Source organism: Phycisphaerae bacterium (assembly GCA_012729815.1).
Taxonomy (GTDB): Bacteria; Planctomycetota; Phycisphaerae; order JAAYCJ01; family JAAYCJ01; genus JAAYCJ01.
Genome location: JAAYCJ010000278.1, coordinates 1 through 21,115, shown reverse-complemented (window position 1 = coordinate 21,115; position 21,115 = coordinate 1). Strand labels below are relative to the sequence as shown.

General features: G+C 63.3%; 16 protein-coding genes. 6 read left to right on the top strand and 10 right to left on the bottom strand.

The window, feature by feature from the left end; all coding sequences use genetic code 11:
* Positions 1-11 precede the first annotated feature (11 nt).
* Positions 12-2,237: a glycoside hydrolase family 2 protein gene (locus GXY33_17960; GenBank protein ID NLX07027.1), complete on the bottom strand. Its 2,226-nt coding sequence runs from the start codon at positions 2,235-2,237 to the stop codon at positions 12-14.
* A gap of 573 nt (positions 2,238-2,810) precedes the next feature.
* Here GXY33_17960 and GXY33_17955 point away from each other — a divergent pair.
* Together GXY33_17955 and GXY33_17950 are read left to right on the top strand one after the other, a co-directional pair.
* Complete coding sequence (locus tag GXY33_17955; protein ID NLX07026.1) at positions 2,811-3,758, top strand: type II secretion system protein; 948 nt, start codon at positions 2,811-2,813, stop codon at positions 3,756-3,758.
* A gap of 17 nt (positions 3,759-3,775) precedes the next feature.
* Positions 3,776-4,624: a prepilin-type N-terminal cleavage/methylation domain-containing protein gene (locus GXY33_17950; GenBank protein NLX07025.1), complete on the top strand. Its 849-nt coding sequence runs from the start codon at positions 3,776-3,778 to the stop codon at positions 4,622-4,624.
* Positions 4,625-4,715: 91 nt separating this feature from the next.
* Here GXY33_17950 and hisF read toward each other — a convergent pair whose 3' ends face one another.
* Together hisF and hisH are read right to left on the bottom strand one after the other, a co-directional pair.
* Entirely contained in the window at positions 4,716-5,495 is a 780-nt protein-coding gene (gene hisF, locus GXY33_17945; protein NLX07024.1) for an imidazole glycerol phosphate synthase subunit HisF, read from the bottom strand.
* Complete coding sequence (hisH, locus tag GXY33_17940) at positions 5,495-6,109, bottom strand: imidazole glycerol phosphate synthase subunit HisH (protein ID NLX07023.1); 615 nt, start codon at positions 6,107-6,109, stop codon at positions 5,495-5,497. The genes hisF and hisH overlap by 1 nt, the downstream gene beginning before the upstream one ends.
* Before the next feature lie 264 nt (positions 6,110-6,373).
* Between hisH and GXY33_17935 the strand changes: the two genes are divergently transcribed.
* On the top strand, positions 6,374-7,588 hold the full coding sequence (locus GXY33_17935; protein NLX07022.1) for an ROK family protein: 1,215 nt from the start codon (positions 6,374-6,376) through the stop codon (positions 7,586-7,588).
* Positions 7,589-7,736: 148 nt separating this feature from the next.
* Entirely contained in the window at positions 7,737-8,525 is a 789-nt protein-coding gene (locus GXY33_17930; GenBank protein NLX07021.1) for a hypothetical protein, read from the top strand.
* A gap of 47 nt (positions 8,526-8,572) precedes the next feature.
* Here the strand turns inward: GXY33_17930 and GXY33_17925 are convergent, their stop codons facing one another.
* Together GXY33_17925 and GXY33_17920 are read right to left on the bottom strand one after the other, a co-directional pair.
* Positions 8,573-11,662, bottom strand: a complete 3,090-nt coding sequence (locus GXY33_17925; GenBank protein NLX07020.1) for a hypothetical protein — start codon at positions 11,660-11,662, stop codon at positions 8,573-8,575.
* Between the two features lie 68 nt (positions 11,663-11,730).
* A complete protein-coding gene (locus GXY33_17920) occupies positions 11,731-12,621 on the bottom strand; it encodes a carbohydrate ABC transporter permease (GenBank protein NLX07019.1) in 891 nt (296 codons plus the stop codon).
* Between the two features lie 127 nt (positions 12,622-12,748).
* Here GXY33_17920 and GXY33_17915 point away from each other — a divergent pair, with 127 nt between their 5' ends.
* Positions 12,749-14,248: a plasmid pRiA4b ORF-3 family protein gene (locus GXY33_17915; GenBank protein NLX07018.1), complete on the top strand. Its 1,500-nt coding sequence runs from the start codon at positions 12,749-12,751 to the stop codon at positions 14,246-14,248.
* Positions 14,249-14,259: 11 nt separating this feature from the next.
* Here GXY33_17915 and GXY33_17910 read toward each other — a convergent pair whose 3' ends face one another.
* Positions 14,260-15,498, bottom strand: a complete 1,239-nt coding sequence (locus GXY33_17910) for a methyltransferase (protein ID NLX07017.1) — start codon at positions 15,496-15,498, stop codon at positions 14,260-14,262.
* Positions 15,499-15,712: 214 nt separating this feature from the next.
* On the opposite strand from GXY33_17910, the gene nrdR reads away from it, so the two are divergent.
* Complete coding sequence (gene nrdR, locus GXY33_17905) at positions 15,713-16,216, top strand: transcriptional repressor NrdR (protein ID NLX07016.1); 504 nt, start codon at positions 15,713-15,715, stop codon at positions 16,214-16,216.
* A 255-nt stretch (positions 16,217-16,471) separates the two neighbouring features.
* On the opposite strand, the gene GXY33_17900 is transcribed toward nrdR, so the two are convergent.
* From GXY33_17900 to GXY33_17885, 4 genes are all read right to left on the bottom strand, one after another.
* Entirely contained in the window at positions 16,472-18,406 is a 1,935-nt protein-coding gene (locus GXY33_17900; protein ID NLX07015.1) for an HAD family hydrolase, read from the bottom strand.
* 13 nt (positions 18,407-18,419) lie between these two features.
* Positions 18,420-19,445, bottom strand: coding sequence for a hypothetical protein (locus GXY33_17895; protein NLX07014.1), 1,026 nt, complete (start codon positions 19,443-19,445; stop codon positions 18,420-18,422).
* A 16-nt stretch (positions 19,446-19,461) separates the two neighbouring features.
* A complete protein-coding gene (locus GXY33_17890) occupies positions 19,462-19,974 on the bottom strand; it encodes an AAA family ATPase (protein NLX07013.1) in 513 nt (170 codons plus the stop codon).
* A 318-nt stretch (positions 19,975-20,292) separates the two neighbouring features.
* Complete coding sequence (locus GXY33_17885; protein NLX07012.1) at positions 20,293-21,012, bottom strand: hypothetical protein; 720 nt, start codon at positions 21,010-21,012, stop codon at positions 20,293-20,295.
* Positions 21,013-21,115: the final 103 nt, after the last annotated feature.

The window sequence follows — 21,115 nt, the reverse complement described above, 5'->3', positions numbered from 1 at the left end:
GGCTGTAACCGTCAGCCGACCTTGACCTTCACCTGGGCTTTGTGCCCGCTGGTGCACGTCAATTCTATGCTCGCTGCGCCCTTGCGGCCGTCGCTGCGAACGTAAAGGGCGCCGCGCCCGCCCACCAGGGCGAACGGGTTCTCGCCGATGATCCGGACCGGACCCGACGCCTTCGCCGTTACCGCGCCCGTCGCGTACGGGCAGACGTTGCCGAACCGGTCGACCATCATGAACGAAAGCTGCGTCATATCGCTTCCGTCGGCGTCCAGAACCGTGCTGTCGGTCCACGCCGCCAGTTTCGATGGCAGCTTGTCCGCCGGCCAGCGTCTGCGGATGGCCACCTTGCCGCCGATCAGGCCGACCAGTTCCAGGTCATTCCAGCCGTGTCCCCACACGTCCTTCATCTTGTCGAACCGGAAGGGCGGATGCGCCAGGTTCGGAAACTCCTCCCGCATCGGCTCGGCCCGGCCGTTGAGTTGCCCGTTGATCAGGACCTCGTCGCAGTTCGAGTAGATCAGCAGGAACTTGGTGCAGTGATTCCAGTCGCCGCGGGCCCAAAAATCCGCCAGTTCCATCACGACCTGTTTGGCCGGGTCCTTCTGGCTCATGTACAGGTACGCTGCGAACTTCGGGAATCGGAAAATGTCCGACACGCCGTGATAGCAGATCCGGTCGCCCGAGCCGAAATCGATGTGCGTGTTGTAGTCGAACGCGCACCAGCCGATCGCCCCGGCGATCTCCGGCATGCCCATCTGCTTGTCCTGAATCCGCGTGTGCAGCAGGGCGTGCTCGATCTGCCGTTCCACCCGGTCGAACGTCTTGGTCGGGAAGGTGTGGCCGGCGAACTCGGTGATCAGGTACGGCACGTGGTTCGGCTCCCGCACGTTGCTCGAGAATTCATTGAACGTGAACACGTCCTCCAGAAACTCGCTCTCGCGGAAGCACCGCACGCCGCCGGTCTGGCGGGTCGGGTCCAGCTCGCGGGACACGCGGTTGCTCTCGACGTAGAAGTCGTGATCGTCCTGCGACTCGTTGATCCGCACGCCCCACAGCACGATGCTCGGATGGTGCCGGTCGCGGACGATCATCTCCTTCATCTGCTCGATCGCGTTGGCCTTCCACGCCGCGTCGCCGATGTGCTGCCAGCCGGGCAGCTCCTCGAACACCAGCAGCCCCAACTCATCGCAGCGGTCCAGGAAGTGCACCGACTGCGGATAGTGCGAGGTCCGCACGATGTTCAGGCCCAGTTCCTCCCGCAAAACTTCCGCGTCACGCCGCTGCAGACGCGCCGGAGCGGCGCAGCCGATGTACGGATAGGTCTGGTGACGGTCCAGCCCAATCAGCTTGACCACTCGCCCGTTCAGGCGGAACCGTCCGTCCTTGTCGAACCGGGCTTCGCGGAAACCGAACGGCTTCTCCACCGCGTCCACCGTCTTTCCGCCTTCGAGCAGCTCGACCCGCACCTTGTACATCGTCGGCCGGTCGATATCCCACAGCTCGACCTTCTCGAGCCCGTCGACTGCCAGCTCGACGTGGGCTTCGCCCTTGACGGGCGCCTCGATCGCCTGCTCGGCGCGTGCGGCCTTCCGCCCGCGGGAGTCCAGCAGCGTGGCTGCGACGACGAACTCGCCGCCCGCCCCGTCGCCGGCGACCGTTGTCTTGACCCGCAGCGTCCGGCCGTCCGACAGCACGTCGGTCGCGAACGGGAACGCGTCGGCGATCCACGCCCGCTCGGTCAGCACCACCCGCGCCTCGCGGTACAACCCGCCGAACGCCAGGTAGTCCACCGTCCCGCCGAACGGCGCGATGTCCGGCCGCTCGCGCGAATCGACCTGCACCGCCACCACGTTTCGGTTGCCCTTGCCCGGCCCGAACCGCGCCAGGCTGGTGATATCGAACGCAAACGGCGTATAGCCGCCCTTGTGCTCGCCCGCGAGCTTGCCGTTGACGTACACCTTCGCCGCCAGCATCACGCCGTCGAACTCGATGAATACCTTCTTTCGCCCCTCAGCCGTCTTGGGCAGCTCAAACTCCCGGCGGTACCAACTGACAAACTGGTAGCTTTTCTCATCGAAGTTGTGGTGCGGCAGCAGCAGGCTGCTGTGCGGAATGGTCACCTTCTCGCCGTCCTTGGCCGCCGCCGCGAACACCCGGGCGGCTGGCATGTTCTTCCGGAAAAACACCCAGTCCGCGTTCAGGTCCACAATCTGCCTGCCGATACTCGCCGACACCGCCATCTCCTGCTCCTTCAAGACGCAAAAAGCCGCCTTCTAGTGCGAAAAAACCAGACCGCCCAGCTTACCGCCCCGTTACCGCATCCGCAACCAAATCCGCCAACCCGCTGAAGGGCTTCGGTCCTCGTTGGCGAGACCCTATCAGACGGCACGGAGCGCGCGGAGAAGGGGGAAATGAAAATTGAGAATACCAAATATCAAAATGCAAAACCCGGAACCGACACAAGCCAACGTGCCCCCGTCACTCTGCACGGTGCGGTATGCCCACACCCTCCGCCGAAGGCGGCCCCTAAAGCCTAAAGCCTAAAGCCTAAAGCCTAAAGCCTAGAGCCTAGAGCCTAGAGCCTCTCCACCCCCTTGCCCTCGCCCCTATAATCCTCCAGAGGCGGCTGGAGGCCGCGCGATTGGTGCAAAGGCTTGAAAACTCGAATTTTGCTGGCCCGTATTTCCGGCGGCGGTTAGAATATGCGTGACCGGCCCCCGGAACCGGAAGGCGGCGGGCCAACCGAGCTGCAGGTATTACTGTGCGGATATAAGCCAGACTACTAACGGTCTCATAGCTAAGGAGATAGGACTATGAAGCGCACGCGTAACCCCGGCTTCACCCTCGTCGAACTGCTCACCGTGGTGGCCATCATCACCCTTCTGATCAGCATCCTCGTCCCCGCGGTCAACCGCGCCCGACGAAACGCCCTCGAAGCCAGTATCCGGGCCCAGCATTATTCGCTCAGCCAGGGACTTGAGATGTTCAAAGGCGATTATCACTACTATCCGTCGTCCCTGCCGCAAGACGCTGATGGTGCTGAGCCGACCGACACCAACGACGACGGGGATCTACGTGACCAAGTCGTTGATGCTACCCACGTAGTCCAAGGGGCGCACCGGCTCGCGTTCGCCCTCATGGGTCGCGACAAACTCGGCTGCCCGGCCGGTGCTGGCGCGGATAGCATCAGCACAACCTACTATCGCACCAACACAGGCACGGTCGTTGGTCCCACTGATCCAGACTGGGGTAATCCCGATATGAAGGTTGCCCGACGCGGGCCGTACATTAGCCCGGAAGGCTACCAGACGATCGAAGACCAAAGCGTCACAACCGACGGCTATGTCTGGCTGCTCTGTGACAAGTATAATCGCACTAGGGATCCGGTTCCCAGTGGGGCGACCAATTATTTGGACTACTCGCCGATCCTCTACTACGCCGCCAATGAGCGCGGCAAGGGCATTTCCCGTCCCAATGCCAAGGACGACATTTACTACTACGAGGACAACCGGAACATTACCGACGGGAACTTCAGAGACATCTCCGGCAATAGTAGCGTCAATTCCGTCGATTTCTGGCGGTTCATCCAAGACGCGAGCGCAACCGTTGGTGGTAGCTTGACGGATGTCCCTGCCGACGGGACACCAAGTGCCACGCCGCTCTTCCGCCCGCACAATCCCGAGGGTTTCATCCTCCTCTCCGCCGGCAATGACTTGATCTTCGGCACCGAGGATGACATCTTCAACTGGACGGTGGAATAGTCTTTGACGGGTCCACGATGACGACGACGGCCCGGACAATGCGAGGCTTCACGCTGATCGAGATCATGGTGGCCACAGCCATCATCGGGATCCTGATCGCCGTGATCATCACCGCCACCGCGGCGGCTCACAAGCAGTCGCAGGTCACCCGGACCCGCCAGACCATCGCCATGCTCTCCGAAGCCGTCACCGCCTTCAAAAACGCCACCGGCTACTACCCCCTGGCCGTGCCCATCGACGCATGCGACCGTGAACAGTGGGATCGATTCGTGCGTGACGACCGTATGGGCTGGAGGGCCGGTGGCGATCCTCCCGACTGGGACGACTACTTCTTTCGGGACACATCATCGGACGCACCGGCGATGAATTGGGAAGGGGTGACCGAGTTCTCGGATGGGCTGGGCGGCGTTGCTCCCACCAACAATGACTTTCTGGTATTCCAGCTTGAGCAGGTGCCGCAGTCCAATTCCATCCTGGAGCAGATCAGGACGGCCGCTCCGGCCGAGACGAGCCGCAGGCCCGATGCCTCCGGTCAGTGGCAGGAGGCGTCGGGGCTTTGCCAATTGGGCCATCCGCTGGACGCCGATGGGACGTACCGCCAGGTCCGCCAGGTCCAGGACGCCTGGGGAATCCCGCTTCGGTATTGGTCGGGCGACATCATGAAGTGGGCCAAGCGCATAGGTCCAGGAGATCCGGCATGGCCGACAGAGACCCAGCGGCATCTCGCCGAGAAACTCCAAGCGGCCAATTGGGGATTCTTCATCGAATCCGCCGGCCCGGACGAGCTTTTTGGCTGGTGGGGCGACCGCGACGAGCCCTTCAACGCCACCCGGGTCGCAGACAACATCCACTCCACCGACGAGTGACCGCACGGCGCGTCGTTTCGACGCCTCGCCAACCCGAATCCCCATCTTGATCCGCATCCGCGTGTTCCGCGCCGTTCTGGAAAGGGCAGTTCTACCACTTCCGGCGGATCGGCACACCGGCGGCGATCAACTCGTCCTTGATCGCTTTGATCGAATACTCGCCGCTGTGCGTCATGCTGGCGATGATCGCCGCGTCGGCGAAGGCCTCTTTGAACACGTCCGTCAGGTGTCGCGGCACGCCCGCGCCGCCCGAGGCGACCACCGGAACGCCCACGTTCGTCGCGATCAGCCGCGTCAGGTTCAGCTCGTAGCCTTCGCGCGTGCCGTCGGCGTCCACCGAATTGACCACGATCTCGCCCGCGCCGAGCTGCTCCGCCCGCTTGGCCCAGGCCAGTGCGTCCAACCCGGTGCGATGGCGGAAACCGCGCGTGGTGATCTCATAGCCGCTGGGGAATCGCGCCAGGTCATCGGTCTTGGCCGGGTCCATGCCCAACACGATGCACTGGGCGCCGAACTGCCGCGCCCCTTCCGCGATGATCCCGGGATTCTCGACGGCCAGCGAATTGACCGAGACCTTCTCCGCCCCCGCCAGCAACACCCGCCGCATGTCGTCGAGATTCTGAATCCCGCCGCCGACCGCGAAGGGGATATGCACGGCCCGTGCGACCTGGCGGACCATCTCGATATCGATCGGACGCCGCTCGGCTGAGGCGGTGATGTCGTAAAACACCAGCTCATCGCAGCCGCCGTCGCTGTAGGCCACCGCCATCTCGACCGGGTCGCCCAGATCGACGTTGTTCTGAAACCTCACGCCCTTGGTCACCTTCTTGTCGCGGACGTCGAGGCAGGGAATGATCCGTTTGGTCAGCATCAGGGATTCCAGTCGGCGAAATTCTCGAGCAGTCGCAACCCGATCCGCCCGGAACGCTCCGGGTGAAACTGCGTGGCGAAAAGGTTGTCTCTGGCCACGGCGGAGGCGAACACCGCGTCGGCATAGTCCGTCCGGCCCGCGATCAGAACCTGGTCGGCCGGCGCCGGATAGTAGCTGTGAACGAAGTAAAACTCGCTGGCGTCCTCGATACCGGCGAACAGCGGGTGCGGCTTGGCGATGTTCACCGCGTTCCAGCCGATCTGCGGGATCTTGCAGAGCGGATCCCTGGGCCGAAACCGCCGGACCCGGCCGGGCAGCACGCCCATGCACGTGGTTTCGCCTTCCTCGGAGAACTCCAACAGCACCTGCATTCCAATGCAGATGCCCAGAAACGGCGTGCCGCGCCCGATTACCGTCCGCAGCGCGTCGAGCAATCCCAGTCCGGCAAGCTGCTCCATCGCCGCCCCAGCCGCGCCGACGCCCGGAAACACCACCCGCGAACCCGCCAGCACGTCCTTCGGGTCGTCGGTGATCCGCACCCGCGCCCCGAAGTGCTCGAAGGCCAGTTGCACGCTCGTCAGGTTACCCGCTTTGTAATCGACAATGGTAATCACAGCGATTCTCGCAAGGCTGTCGCATCAAAGGCGTCACTTTTACCCAAACCCCAATCATATCACAAGCCCCCGTCCGCCACATGCCGAAGAAGCCAAAAATACGATATGGATATAATTGGCCCACCCAAATCCGCTTACATGTTTGACGGTGTTATATAAGCCATTGCAACATAAAGGGTTGTGTAATACTAGAAATCTATAATTCCATTGGTGCGGCCGCTGGAATTAGCTACAATATACTTTCACGTCGGCGAGGAGGCGCAGATGGCCAAGAATCTCGATGTACCGCTGGTCGGGCGGGACAAGATCAACCAGTACAACCGCCAGCTCATCCTGAGCCTGTTCAAGGGCGGCAAGACCCTGGCCCGGCGGGACATCGTGGCGTTGACCGGGATGCGGCAGGGCACCATGCAGGTCCACGTCGAGTCGCTGCTGAAGGAAGGCATCCTGCAGGAAAAGGGCCCGGGCCGGTCCAAAGCGGGCCGCCGGCCCAAGCTCTTGCAGATCAACCCGAAACGGTACATGATCGTCGGCGGCTACCTGATGCCGAACCAGGTTCAACTGACGCTGTCGAACCTGCTGGGCACGGTGGTGGCCCATCAAGTGGAGGAGCCAACGGTCCTGGAGGATCGCAACCACCTGCTGCTGTCGCTGGGCCGCGGGCTGATCCGTCTGATCGAGGACCGCTGTCGGCGTGAGGATATCCTCGGCATTTCGCTGGGCGTGCCGGGCCGGCTGGACGTCAAGGAGCAGACGCTGACCGAGACGCGGCTGGGAACGTGGTGGAAGGGGATGGAACTGGGCCGGTACATCCGCAGCCAGTTCGGCTGCCGGGTCTGGGTGGAAAACGACATCCGCCTGGCCACGCTGGCCGAGGCGCGGTTCGGCGTCTGCAAGGACATCAAGAGCTTTCTGTACGTGAACGTGGGATCGGAAATCCAGTTGGGAATGGTGCTGGACGGCAAGATTTACGCCGGCGCCGAGGCGGTGGCGGGCAAGCTGGGCCACGTGTGCCTCGACCCGGACGGCCCGTTGTGCGGCTGCGGCAATCGCGGCTGCCTCAACACGCTTGCCTCGAACTACGCGCTGGTCGATTTCTATCAGAAGCTGATCGGGCGGGACAAGGGATCGATCACGGTCGAGGACATCGTCAATGAGGCGCGGTCGGGTCAGACCGCAGCCAAGTACGCCCTCGAGCAGGCGGCGCGATGGTTGGGACTGGCTCTGGCGAGCCTGGCCAACCTGTTCAATCCCGAGACGATCGTTCTGGCCGGCCAGATCTCGCTGGCGGGGGAGTTGTTCCTGGTGACGCTGCTGGACATGATCGCCGACCGCACCGCGCCGCCGACCAACAAGGTGCGGGTCGAGTGGTCGCAGTTGGCGGACCAGGCGGTGACGATGGGGGGGATTGGCCGAGCCCTGGACGATTTCTACGCCCTGCCCATCATCGAATCGCATCTGCTGCTCTCGGGCCTGTAGCCGCCGGCGTCCGGCGTCGTCGGCGTTTATCGGACCTGACTTCTTACCTCACGTAACTCAACCGGGCAACCAAGTCTGCCGAATTAAGTAGTGCAACCATTGATCGAGCAGCGGATGCTGAGTGTGGGCAATTTGGCGGGGCTGACAAATGACAACGGCAGACGTGGCGAATCCGTGCATGGAGATCCTCCGGTACGCCTGTGACCGAAACGTTCCAATCGAGTTGCACTATGTGAACGCCAGTGTCTCGTCGTCGCGGGTGGAGCCGGACATGCTCTACGCCCAGACGCGAATGCTGGGCCTGGACGAGCAGGCGATCTACCTGGACAGTCCGCAGAGCATCGGCAAGGACGTGCGCCTGCGGGTCGGCCGGGACGTCGAAGCCTATTTCGTGGTCCAGAACCGGATCTACACGTTCCGATCCCAGGTGACGCGGTTGCGGTGCACAGTGGAACTGAACTCGGTGATGAAGGTGGTGGGCATGTGCCTGGCGATGCCCAACCTGATCCGGTCGGGCCAGCGCCGCGAAGACCACCGGATCTCGTTGGCCTCCCTGCCGGGACCGCTGACGGTGGACCTGCACGAGACGTCGGCTGAGGATCCCAATCTCTGCCCGGTCGACGTCCGGCGGTTTGTCGGTCAGGCGGCGGACCTCTCTCGCGGCGGCATGGCCGTCATCATCGCCAACGAGGACCGGTTCCTGCTGCGCCACGGCAGGAAGTACTTTCTCTCGTTTGCCCTGCCGGAGGACGGCCGCGAGATGACCTTCCTGGCCGAGCTTCGGCACATGCGCGACATCCACAAGGATTCAGCCAAGCGGCTGGGCTTCCAGTTCCTGCGCTGGCCCGACGTGGTCCAGATGCGCGAAAAGTCCTCGGCCCTCGGCAAGTTCCTGGCCCGAATGGAACGCGAGTATCTGCTGCGCAACAAGGGCTAGACGCGTCACTTGCCGAAAGGTCCGGCCCGCAATCCTCCAGCCGTTTTCTAGGCCGATCGGCACTCGCTGATCACCGGCGCCTCGTAAAGGCCATAGGCCACCAGATTGTACTCGTCCTGCCAATTGTCCGGATTGTACTGAAACTCGCCGGGCCCGATCCAGTTGGGGGTGTTGACCATGTGCAGCGGCCCGAAGGCGTTGCGCCGGGAGCCGAGCAGCTTGATGTCGATGACGTTCTTGCCCTTCTGGAGCGTCTCGGTGATATCGAGCCGGTAGTCCGGCCAGGGCAGCACGACCGGTTCGGCCGTGTTGACCGCGACTTCGACGGCCGCGGCCCCGAACGACGGAATGCTCAGGATGTATCGAGCGCCCTCGGCCGGTTCGAGCTCGAACGGCATGCGGTAGATCATGTTGCCGCTGTAGAAGGGCAGCGACTGGTCCTGCCATTTGCCGAAGTCCAGCTTGGACGGCATGCGGCTGATCGCCACGTTCTTGCCGTCGGTATCGACGCCGAATTGCCCGAGCAGGTAGACGATTTCCAGGTCGGCTTTGCGGTCGAACTGGCCTTCAAGGGTCAGAACGTTCCGCCCGCGCTTAAGCAGCTCCGGATCGAGCCGGATGGTCCGGATCGCCGGGTCCACCCACCAGCCGCTGGCCATGTCCGAGGTGACGTACCGGCCGTTCAATTCGATCCGCCATCGCTCCGGCTGCTCCAACGCCAGCAGCACCGGACCGGAAGGCAGGGTTTTGACGTTGAATTTGTAAGCCAGCTTGAGCGGAGCGGTCGGGCCCAGCGGCTCGTCCTTGGTCATCCACGGCTGAACCATGTGGCCCGCGCGAGGCGAGAGGTCCAGGGCGTCGCGCAGCTCGTTGTCCAGCCGCAGGATTTCCATCTGCGTTCGCGAGAACGGCTTCTTGTCGCCGACGTCCGCCTTGGCGTCGGCCCGGTCGAGCACCAGGACGTTGTGGTCGTCCAGCAGGAAGCTCCATCCGCCCGGATCGAGCTTGACCTGATTGCCGGTCGGCTGAGGCTTCGGCAGCGGTGGCAGTTCTTTCGGCTGGCTCGAGACGACGATCAGTCGCGATCCGCTGGGCGGAATGTCGATCTTGAACGTCGCGGTCTTGTACGTCAGTTCGCCGGCCAGTTTGTACTGCCTGGCGGCCAGGGTGTCCCAGAGCTGGATCTGCCCGCCGCGCGGCAGGTCAAGTTGCAGACGGACCGTCAGTTGTTCGTGGGCTTCCTTGCGGTTGGTATTGACCAGGAACAGCACCCAGTCGTCGCCGATCCGGCGGAACTGGTGCAGCACGTCGGCGGCTTCGCGCCCGGCGGCGTCGCGGATCGACACGCGGCGGACCTTGTCCTGCAGCGAGGCGGCGATCGCATCGGCGTTGTTCTCGACGGTCTTGCCCTCGGCGAACGCCTTGACGTCCCCGTTCGACTCGCCCTCGACGAATCCGGCGGCCGATCCGGCGAAGACCACCTTGCCGCCGGCGTCGCTGAACCGCCGCAGCAGATCGAGCGTGGTCCGCCGCAGCGTGGCCACCGGCGGAACGAGCACGGCGCGGTATTTGCCCTGCCCGATTTGCAGGTGCGGCCCGGCCTGATCGCGCTCGACACTGGCCGCCAGTTCCGTCAGCAGGTGCTCGTCGGCGAAATCGAAGTCCAGGTGCGCGCCCAGCAGCCCGGCGGCGAACTGGTGGTAGTCCTGATCCATCCGCATGAAGCGCGGCTCCTTGCTGTCAAAGGTCTTCATGTACAGGTAGTAGCTCTCGATGGGATGGATCACCGCCAGATCGCAGACCGCCTCGCCGTCGCTCAGGAGCACGTTCACCCGCGAGAAGTAGTCCTCGACCGTCTTGAATTGTTTCCACCAGGGCGACTGGAAATGGATCGACGCCGGGTAGTCGCGCTTGGCCTCGCCGGCCATCGAATACCACGAAAGGTGCGGGCAGCGCAGCGTGATGCCCAAAGCCGCCTGCCAGTCCCCGCTGTGCTTGTACGCCTCGAATGTGGTCTCCCAGCCGGTGCATCCGTAGAGCTCCGAGAGCACCCACTTGCGGCCGGTCTGACGGGCGACCGAGGCCACCTGTTTGGCCGCGAGGTACTCGATCCGGTACTGGGTCAGGATGTCGATTCCGGGGGCCTGCATGTACGGGTAGAACTGCATGGCCGCCCCTACGGCGCTGACTTGGTGACTCAGCGGGTCTTCGCAGAGGACGTGGCCGGTGAACAACAGGTTGTTGCGGCTGCACCACTCGCCGATCGGCTTGGCGAACGACTCGACGAACAGGCGGGTCCTGCAGCGATGGTAATGATAGCGGGCGCGGCTCTCGTCGGCGCCCGTTGTGTCAAAAAACAGCTCCGGAAGATGTTGGAGCAGGTCATAGCCGAACATTTCCTGGAACCGGTGCGGCAGCGCCTCGGTCCACTGGACCACACCTTCGTTCCGCCATGGCTCGCCGCAGTTCGGCTCGTCGGTGAAAAATCCGGGCACACTCTTGCCGAATTTTTCGCCGCAGTGTCGCAAATAGGCCTCGTGCGTTACCTCCATGAACCGCGCAACGGCCTCGGGATTCATCGTGTCCAGATAGGCATACCCGTTGTACCACGGACTGTTGGGCTGAAGCTCGATCGAGAACTTGAGCACCTCGGCGTACTGCGGCAGAATGGTGATGTCCGGCTTCTGCTCGAGCTTCTTATACCAGCCGATCCGTTCGTCCTCGAAGACCGCGCCGAACACGAAGTTCCGCGACGGATCGGCGGGCCAGTCGAAACCCTCGGGCGCATGGCGCGAAACCGCCAGACGCCGGGCTCGATACCGCTCGTCCCGGGTGACGAGGCTGCCCGCCGCCCCGGACGGCCAGCGGTCCTCGTCGTAGAGCCACGCCTGCGTCCCGGTCTTCTCCGCCTCGTCGATGCACTGATTGACCAGGTCGAACCACTCGTCGCTCAGATAGGCGGTATTGAGCCCGACCCGGGAGTGCATGAAGTAGCCGCCCATCCCCATCTGCGCGAACAGCCGGATCTGCCGGCGAAGCTCATCGCCCGTCAGGGCCGCGTTCCAGGCCCAGAACGGCTTGGCCCGATAGGCCACCGACGGATCGCCGAATTCCTTGAGCAACTCTGATGCATGCATCTTTTCCACCTCGAGTTCCAATTACAACAGAAAGGCAGACCTCGTCTCGGAAGGTCTGCCTTCGCCAATCAGCCTCTAAAAGCGCCCAACTGTATACCACGGACCAAAAACTTCTGCAAGGCAATAAAGACCACGATCGGGGGCACGACGTTGAGCATCGAAGCGGCCATCAAAAGGTTGGTCTGCCGTCCGTAAAGCTCCTCGAAATACAGCATGCCGATCGGGAGAGTCTGGAGCCACGAATCCTTAATCATAATCAGTGGCCAGAAGAACGAGGCATAGTTGCCCAGAAAGATGAAAATGGCCAGCGTGATCAGCGCGGGCCCGCACTGGGGCAGGATCACGTCGACGAACACGTGCCACTTCGACGCCCCGTCCAGCGCCGCCGCCTCATCCAGGCTCCGGGGCAGCGACAGCATGTACTGACGCATCAGGAACGTGCCGAACGCTCCAAACGACGCGGGCAGGATCAGACCCAGGTAGGTGTTGACCAGGTGCAGCTTGACCATCAGGAAGTAGTTGGGGACGATCAGCACCACTCCAGGAATCATCATGGTGGCGATATAGAGGGCGAATACCGCGTCTCGTCCCCGCCACCGCAGGCGGCTGAAGGCGTAGCCGGCCATCGAACTGGTCAGCAGTTGCAGAAACGTGACCCAGCCGGCCACCAGCAGGCTGTTGAAGTACCATTTGCCGAACGCCAGGTCCAGGACCCGTCCCGCGCCGGTCCGCGGCGGCTGCAATCCCAGTACGACCGCGTAGTTTTCCCACTGCCAGCTCTGCGGGGCGAAACTCCCTCGCTCGACCTCCGAAAGGGGCTTCAGCGAGGTCATCACCATCCACAGGAACGGCGCCGCCATCGCCACCGCCAGGGCGGTCAGCAGGGCCAGCCGGCCCAGGCCCGCTGCGCGGGAGCGGCGTCGAGGCGCGGTCGATCCTGTTTGCGGTTGACTCTCCATCTCCACAGCTCTTGCTTGCACTCCAAACAACGGCGGTTGACGCCCGCCCGCCAAGGCCATATTATGACTTGGTGGGTGAGGGATTTCCAATGAACTGCGGCTATGTGGCAACCGGCGGAGGTGGCTGATGGACAAGATCAAAGCGATCTGCTCTGAGTTTCTGACGGAACGCAAGGGCAAACGCTCCGAACGCGAGGTCGCCGAGGCGATCGTTCACGGCGTCTACCGGTTCCTGTGGGCCGAGCGGGCTGAGGGCCGCCTGACGCCCGACCCGTGGTCGGTCCTGGCCCAGAGGGTCGATGACCTGCTGGGCGGACACTTCCCGAGAAACGAAGTGCTGCTGCCTGCCCAGGCGGCGAGGGTCGATCCCGTGCTGCGCGAATTCGGCGCGTGGCTTTGCGGCCGGGGGCTTTGGACCGAGTCCCAACAGGAAGCGTACCTGGCCGCGATCGACCGGATCCTGCCGGAGTTCCAGCAGGCCTACGATGCGGCGTGCCTCCTGAGTTTCTGGTCTCTGGCCGGCTACGAACTGCCTTCCCTGCTGGATCTGGGCATCCTCGATACGGTGCTCAAGAAGTCTTTCCTTGAGGACAGGCAGCGCGACCTGATCCGCCGGGCGGCGGAAGAGGAACTCGCGGCTTGGGATGAGGCTGCGGAACTCGAGCCGGTCGAGGAGGATGATCAGGCGATGATCGACCTGCGGGTCCACCGCGAGGACGGCACGGTGATCGATGCCGAGGACCTGCTGGCTGAGGAGTTCGAGGAAGAGGAAGCCGACGACGACCTTCTCTACGAGGATGAGGAGGCGGATGAACACGAGGGGGACGGGGACGACTTCGAGGAAGTCGTGGAGGAGTCTTACTTTACGGTCCGAAAGATGGACGGTCCGACGGTCTTTCTCGAAGGCCTCAGCGCGGAGGCCGGCGCCGTCTTTCCGATCTGGGTCCCGCCCACGCTGGCCGGGCTGCTCAAACCGGGATGGTTTGTCGTGGCGGAACTGATGCGGGACGTCGAGGACGGGGCGATACGGGCCGCAGCCGTCGAACGCGTGGTCCCGAAGTTTTGGCCCGGCCTGCACGAACTGAAGGAGCCGGTTCTGGACGAGGACGACGACTGGTTGATGGAGGCCTGCGAGTCTCCTGAGGAGGAAGCGGACGCCGACGAACTTGACGCTACCCTCGGTGAGATGGCCGAGACCCTGGCCAATATGCTGGAGCCCGAGGCGCCTCCGCTGCTGAGCAAGCGGCAAGCCCGCTCCCGCATGAACCAGGTGTTCGTGTTCAAGGTCTGGCAGGGCAAACGCTGGTGCCGTATCGAGGTTTTGGGCGGCAACGAATTGGCCGAGCTCGACCTGGCGATCCGCGAGACGATGCGGCTGGATGCTTCCGATCACCTCAGCGAATTCTACGAAGGCTTCACGCGAAAGAGCCGCGGCTACGGGCACATCGACCCGCTGGGCGGCGGACCGGGAGCGAACCTGAAGATAGCCGAACTGGCCATCGAGCCGGCGGATACGATCAAGTACGTCTACGACTTCGGCGACTGGCTCGAATTCAAGGTCAAGTTCGAGAAGATCGTCGAGCCCGAGGCGAAGGCCAAGTATCCGCGGGTGACCCGCAAACCGTAGATCGCAGCGGCTCAGCGGCCGCGCAGGTCATCCAGGGCCTTGAACATCGCCTCGACGTTGGCCGGCGGAACCTCGGCCAGGATGTTGTGAACCTGCGTGAAGACAAAGCCGCCGCCGGGAGCCAGAATCTCGACCCGCCGCTTCACGTCGTCGTAGACCTGCTGCGGTGTGCCTCTGGGCAACACACGCTGCGTATCGCAGCCGCCGCCCCAGAAGGCGATCTCGCGCCCGAACTCGCGCTTCAGACGCACCGGGTCCATGTCCGCCGCTGAGGTCTGCACGGGGTTGACCACCTCGAAACCCGCCTCGATCAGATCCGGCAGCAGCTTGTAGATCGACCCGCAACTGTGCAGGAAGACCTTCAGGCCGCTGTGCTTCTTGATGTGGTTGATGATCGTCGCGTGGCGAGGCCGAAACACCTCGCGGTAGATCTGCGGCGAGAAGAACGGCCCGGACTCGGTGCCCAGGTCGTCGCCGAGTTGGATGATGTCCACCGTGCCGGCGATTCGCGGCAGGAGCCGATCGAGATTCGACAGGTGAATCTCCACCAGCCGATCCAGCAGCCGTTCGACCTTCGCCCGCTCCAGCATCAGGTCTTCGAGGAACCGCGCCAGCCCCAGCAGAAACGTGCCCCACTCAAAGAGGTTGCCGCCAAACCCGATCATCAACGCCCGATCGGTCGTCTCGTGCAAGTGCCGGGCGCGTCGGGCGATCGCGTCGAGATTGGCGTCGCTCAGCCCTTCTTTCCAGATCGGCGAAGGAACCGCCCACATGACCTTGGGCATCAGTTCCGGCAGCCGCCGCAGGTTCTCATCGGTTATCCCGTTCCGCTCCAGCGGCCAGTGCTTCTGTGTGAAGTAGAAGCAGCCTTCCGGCATCTCGGCGATCAGCGTGCCGTCATCGGCCGTGATCTGCCACGGACCCGTCGGCCGGACCAGGTTGAACCACCCGGGCACCTGGCCGATCGAACCGTCCGGCAGCGCCCAGTCCTTCCACACCTCGCCCGGCCAATCCCAGCCGACGTCCATCGCGTCGATCCCGAACCGCTCCAGGGCCCACGCCTCCGGCTCGGCCAACTGTTGGATCAGATCGTAGACGCGGGTCTGTCCGCCCGCCTGGCCAAGATACGCCTTCAGGCGGTTGTAGGCGACGGCCTGGATTCCCGTCGATCGCATCGCTCCCAGATCGACCGCCACCCGATCGGGTTCCCGATGATTCAACGCCGCCATCACGCGCTGTCGAGAGGTCATGGCTGTTCTCCCGCATCGATCGGTGCCGATTTCCTGCGTTCGCAAATCCATCTTAGCTTCCCGATCTGCCTTTTTTAACTTTTTTCACTTTTTGTGCGAAAAGGATTAATGTTTTTCTTGACGCACTCAATATCTAGTGGTTTAATCCCTACCAGAGTAGCACATGTAGTGATGCTCAGACCGGTCGGGTGTCCGTTGCAGATCAGAATCGCCGATGCAATGTCCGTTCTGCAAGGTCAACAATGCGAGGGTCATCGACTCCCGCGAGACGGACGGTGGGGCGGTAATCCGTCGTCGCCGTCAGTGCCAGGAATGCGGCAAGCGGTTCACGACCTACGAAAAAGCCGAAGCCGCCGTTCGCCTGGTGGTGGTCAAGAAGGATGGTTCACGAGTCCCCTATGACCGAAGCCGGATCCTGGTCGGCCTCCAGAAGGCGTGCTACAAGAGACCGGTGAGCGAAAAGCAGCTCGAATCGCTCGTTGACAAACTGGAAGAGCAATTGTTCTCCGAATTCGACCGCGAGGTTCCCTCCCGCTTCATCGGACAGCGGGCGGCGGAAGGCTTGCGGACGCTCGATGAGGTCGCCTACGTCCGGTTCGCCAGCGTTTACCGCGAATTTCGCGACGTCGGCGAGTTCATCGACGAGGCCCGGCAGGTCATGGAACGCCACGGCAAGGACCAACCGGGTCAGAAGCGGCTCTTTGATCAGGAGGACTGACAGCCACAATACACGGATGGATTGCCTGGTGCAGGGAGGCACGAGTGCGGAGCGCGGTCTCGGCCGCGCGGGTGAGCACCGACCGGCATTGATCGGAAGTTGCCACGGCTGGTTGGTGTCCGAACCGGGAGCGATCCGGTTGGCGCAGGTACCGGGCAAACGGCAGCGGCCTGACGGCCGTTGCGCCTTGCGGTTCCAAAGGATTGGGTCAGGTACCTCAGGCCAACGGGATCGCTCTTTTTTTTGCCCTTCCGGTCACTCGGCCAGACGCAGGCGATCGGCCCCAATCGTATGCTGCTCGAACAGCAGCGCCTCCAGCCGGGCGTACTGCGAGAAGTCGCCGGTCAGCAGATCGGCCCCCGCCTTGATAAGCCGATTCCGCTTGACCGCGCTGAGCCCGTAACGTCGGACCTCGTCCGAAGCCACGCCCACCGCCACCCCGTCCACCCGTTTGCACAGCCGCAGTTCCACCGGCCCGTCGCCGATGCACGCGAGTTGTGCGCCCTTGAGGTTGTGCTCGCGGATGATCCGCTCGATCACCATCTTTTTGGCCGACCCGGTTCCCTGTCCGGCCCAGCCGTAGATCCGGCCCTCAAACAGATCCGCGTAGCCCAGCGTCCCCGCTTCGTGGACCACGTTGTCGTGATCGGTGCCGCTGGCCAGGTACAGCTTGACCCCTCGACCCGCCAGCGCCCGCAAAAAGCACACCGCCCCCTTGATCGTATAGTCGCCCGGGTCCAACTCGCCCCGTTCGAGCTTGGCCAGCCGCGCGTTGACCATGTCCAGCAGTGCCTGGTTGTAAATCGCCTTATAGCCCATCGCGTCGAGCACCTGGTCGGCCGGCACCAATCCGAACTTCCGCACCATCTCGACCAGCGTCTCCATCTGCACGATCGTCTCAATTCCGGTCGACTGGTCGATGTAGTCGCGGACCTGCTCGAGCACGCGGTGGTACAGCTCCTCCGGCGCCTCGAGGTACTGCGGCCCGAGGATCGAGCGGACCATCACCGGCTCCATGATCTGCTCCCAGCCCTGCCGCAGCGTCGAGATGGTGCCGTCATGGTCAAAGATCGCGTGTCGTATCTGGCCCAACTCCACCTGCGGGTTGGCCACCTCGATCTCGCTGTCTTCCCAGTACCGCGAACGCCGCACGTCCTCAGCCAGTTCCACCCGGTAGACGTGATCGCAGTCGCGGACCAGGGCTGTGATCTCCTCGGGCGACGCCGTGCCGGTGGTCATCAGCTTCTGGCAGACCACCGCTGCGGCCATGTTGCCCAACTCGATCGCCTCACGCAGCGTCGTTCCGGCCGCCAGAGCTCCGGTCACCGCCGCCGCCGTCGTATCGCCCGCTCCGCACGGATCGATCTCGCCCAGAATCAGGATTCCGGGCACCTGGCTGACCTCCTTGCCGTCGAACGCGACGATGCCGCGCTCGGACTGCGTGATGATCACCTCGCGATTAGTGCGGCTGTGAATCTGCCGGGCGAAGTCCACCAGCGTGTCCATGGGCAGCCGGTCCTGTATCTCGATCGGCTGGCCGCACAGCCTTGCCGCCTCGCCCGCATTGATCTTGAGTATCACCCCGTCGTATCGCCCAAGCACGTCCCTCGCGTCCAGCAGGATCACCTTCTCGCCGAATCGCTTGAGCAACCCGCCAAGCCGCTCGATCATCGCCTCGCTGTGCAGCCCGCGCGCGAGCTGCTGGTTGACGATCAGGCCGTCCAATTCGGGCAGACGCTTTTCCAAATTCGCCAGCAGCCGGTCGACGGTGGCTGACGCGATCCGGTTGAACCGCCCGAAGTCGATCCGCTCCTGCTCCTCGGGCCCGACGTGCGGTTTGGCGTAGACGTTGGTGTCCCAGTCCCTCTCCTGCACCACCGCGTCGTCCGTCCGGACGCCGTTGGTTCGCATCAGGTTCAGCATCGCCTGGCCGAAGACGTCGGGGCCGGTCACGCAGAACGCCCAGACCTGCCCGACTCCCAGATCCGCCAGGTTCTTGGCCACGTTGCCCGCTCCGCCCAGCGAATAGTACTGCTTCGCGATGGCGTGGGTCGGCTTACCCGTCTCCACCGACAGTTCCACTTCGTTCTCGTCAAACCGCCAGTAGGCGTCGATGCAGAAGTCGCCGATGACGCCGATCCTGACGTTGCTCATGTGGCCGAGGATTTCCCGAAGACGCGATTCCTGCATACATTGCCCCTTCTCAGGCTCGTCGAATGATTTCCTGGTAGAGACGCGGGACGGTCCGACGCTGGTCGCCGCGGATATAGAACCCGCGGCCGCTGAACGCCTCGGGAATCCGGGTCACCACGCTCTTGTGATGGCGATAGTAGTAGTTGGCGCTGGATTCGTCGGTCATCGCCTCGTGGCGGTAGTCCTTCAAATCGAGGTCGGCGGTGATCAGGCCGTACGGCGGCTGGCCCGTGCTGCCGACCACCGAGACCGCCTTGAGCAGCACCTCCGGCCCGGTCACCGCGCAGCCGACGTTCAAAAACACGCCGCCCTCGCCCAGGTCGGGCGTCTGTTGCGTGAAAATCAGAAAGTCGCGGCCCGAGCATCCGCCCTTGGCCCGGCCGTCGAAGTTCGCGTGCTGGTCGATCACGTCCGTCCCGATCCCCACGTGCACGGTCAGCGGCGTGCCCGTCTCGTAGCAGGCGGCCAGAATCGAGACCTCCGGATGCTGAAAACGAATGGGCGAATTGAGGCCAAGACGCTTCGCCGCCGCCTGGCGAAACTCCGCGTCGCAGATCATCCGACCGACCCCTTCCCCGTAGCCAAGCTTCCGCTCGTCCGCCTCTGCCAGCGCAGCGTTGATGTACGAAAGCTCGTACGCCATGCCGAACTTGCCTTCCGGCAGGGCGTTGGGCACGTATTCGCTGGTCGCGCCGAACAAAGCCAACTCAAAGTCGTGGATCACGCCCGCCCCGTTGGTCGCCGCCAGCGTCAACAGCCCGCGCCGCACCAGGTCCGCCACCAGCGGCCCCATCCCGTTCTTGACCAGATGCGCCCCGGTCAGCCACATCACCGCCCGACCGGCACGCCGCGCCGCCACCATCGCCTCGGCCAGGGCTGCGATATTCTCCGCCTGTTCGCACACGTCATAGTGCGCTGCCATCACCGCGTCCGGCCGCGACAGATCCGCCAGTTGCACCTTGTTCTGCCGCTGCGAGACCGGATACGTGCTGATCCGCCGCGAATCGAAAATAGGGTATCGTCCTGCGTATTCCATCGTTTGCCCTTACCTGTCAGAACCGCTCCACCGTGGTTCGTTCCAGTTCGCCCGGCCGGATCACGAACCGCTCGGTATACCGGCTCTTCTCCGCCTCGATCACGTCCCGTTGATTCTCGAATTTCGCGTACTGCGTACGGATAACTTCCTCTTCAACCCGCCGCCGGCGACCGCGATTGCGTTCGAGACACGTCTCCAGCGGCGCCTCGAACACGATCAGGTACACCGGCCGGCTGTACCGTTCCGCGATCTTCAGGTGGCGCGCTCGGTACTCAGCCGCCAGGTGCGTCGCGTCCGCCACGGTCAGCCGTCCGTACTTGGCCCGCATCTCGACAATCGTGTAGAACAACTCGAACGCGTCACCCGAGACCCGCTGGACCCGCGGATCGTCGATAATCATCTCGCGGCAGCGATCCGAACTGACGGCCTGCGACCGGCGAAAGAACCGGCGGGCGAAGAAGCTCTTGCCGCTTCCCGCCGGTCCCATCAATACCACCAAGCCGTTCCGGGCCAGTCGAACCACCGTCATGCTTTCACCGTCACCTGCCGCATGAGCCACAATCCTACCCATCCGGCCCCCCCGGTTCAACTGCGTTCAGCATGGGCGAAAGTGGGGTTGCCGTCATGGAAAAGGAGACTGACAGTGTGATCGCGGTGGGTGGGGAATACATGCGGCCAATCGCCGCCCTTGACCAAAACGGCCCGGGCCTGGCTGGATCCGTCCAGCCAGGCCGGGAAAGTTTCGCCACTGGCATCCGTGCTCACCCGGCATCCGTGCCGAGTTTACTACAACTCAGGCCCTCCCTGGCTTCGGCATGTGGCACTACGGTAAATCGGTTGACGATGCTCAATTCAGAGCAGAGGCCGCGCCCACCAGCTTGCGGCGACGCTTCGGGGCCATTGGGTCGCGCGGCAGATGCATCCGCTGCGGAGCCTCCTCAGCCACTTCCGCCACCGCGACCGGGTCCGAGGCGTACAAATCGGCCTGGATTTCCTTCCAGAGGCCCTCGACCCGATCGAAGATCCCGCCGGTTGCGATCACGTTCATGGTCGGCGAGGCCCCGATGTCGCGGATCCGGATGATCGTCTCGCGGATCTGCGGCACGCCCGAAGGGCTGCTGCCGTAGACCACCAGCAGTTCCGGCCGCATTTTGCCCACCAGACCCACCAGTTCATCCTCGGGAACGCCGCCGCCCAGGAAGAGCGTCTGCCAGCCGCTGGCCTCCAGCACGTCGGCACACACCTGACCGCCGAGTTCCTCGCACTGTGTCTCGGCACAAACGACCACGGCGGTGCGGCCGTTCGGCTCGCTCGGCATCAGCTGGGCCTGGACCTGATCGGTGATGAAGCGGTTGATCCGCGAGGCCATGTGCTCGACCAGCGTGGTGATCTTGTCCTCCCGGTAAAGCTGCTGAACCCGCGTCATCGCCGGCACCAGCAGTTCCTTGTATATCTGCTCAGCCTTCACGCCGGTGCAGATCGCCTTACGCACCATCTCGCGGGCCCCGTTGCGGTTGCCTTCAAGAAGGGAGTCAACATACTTCGGAAGGATCATCTCAAGCCGCATCACCGTCTCCTTATCGCCTGTCTGTTGGTTTGGGTAATTTAGGTTAACTTGTCAATCTGTGTCTTGGTATCGTCGTTCATGGTAGTTTCTCTTTACCTTTTTT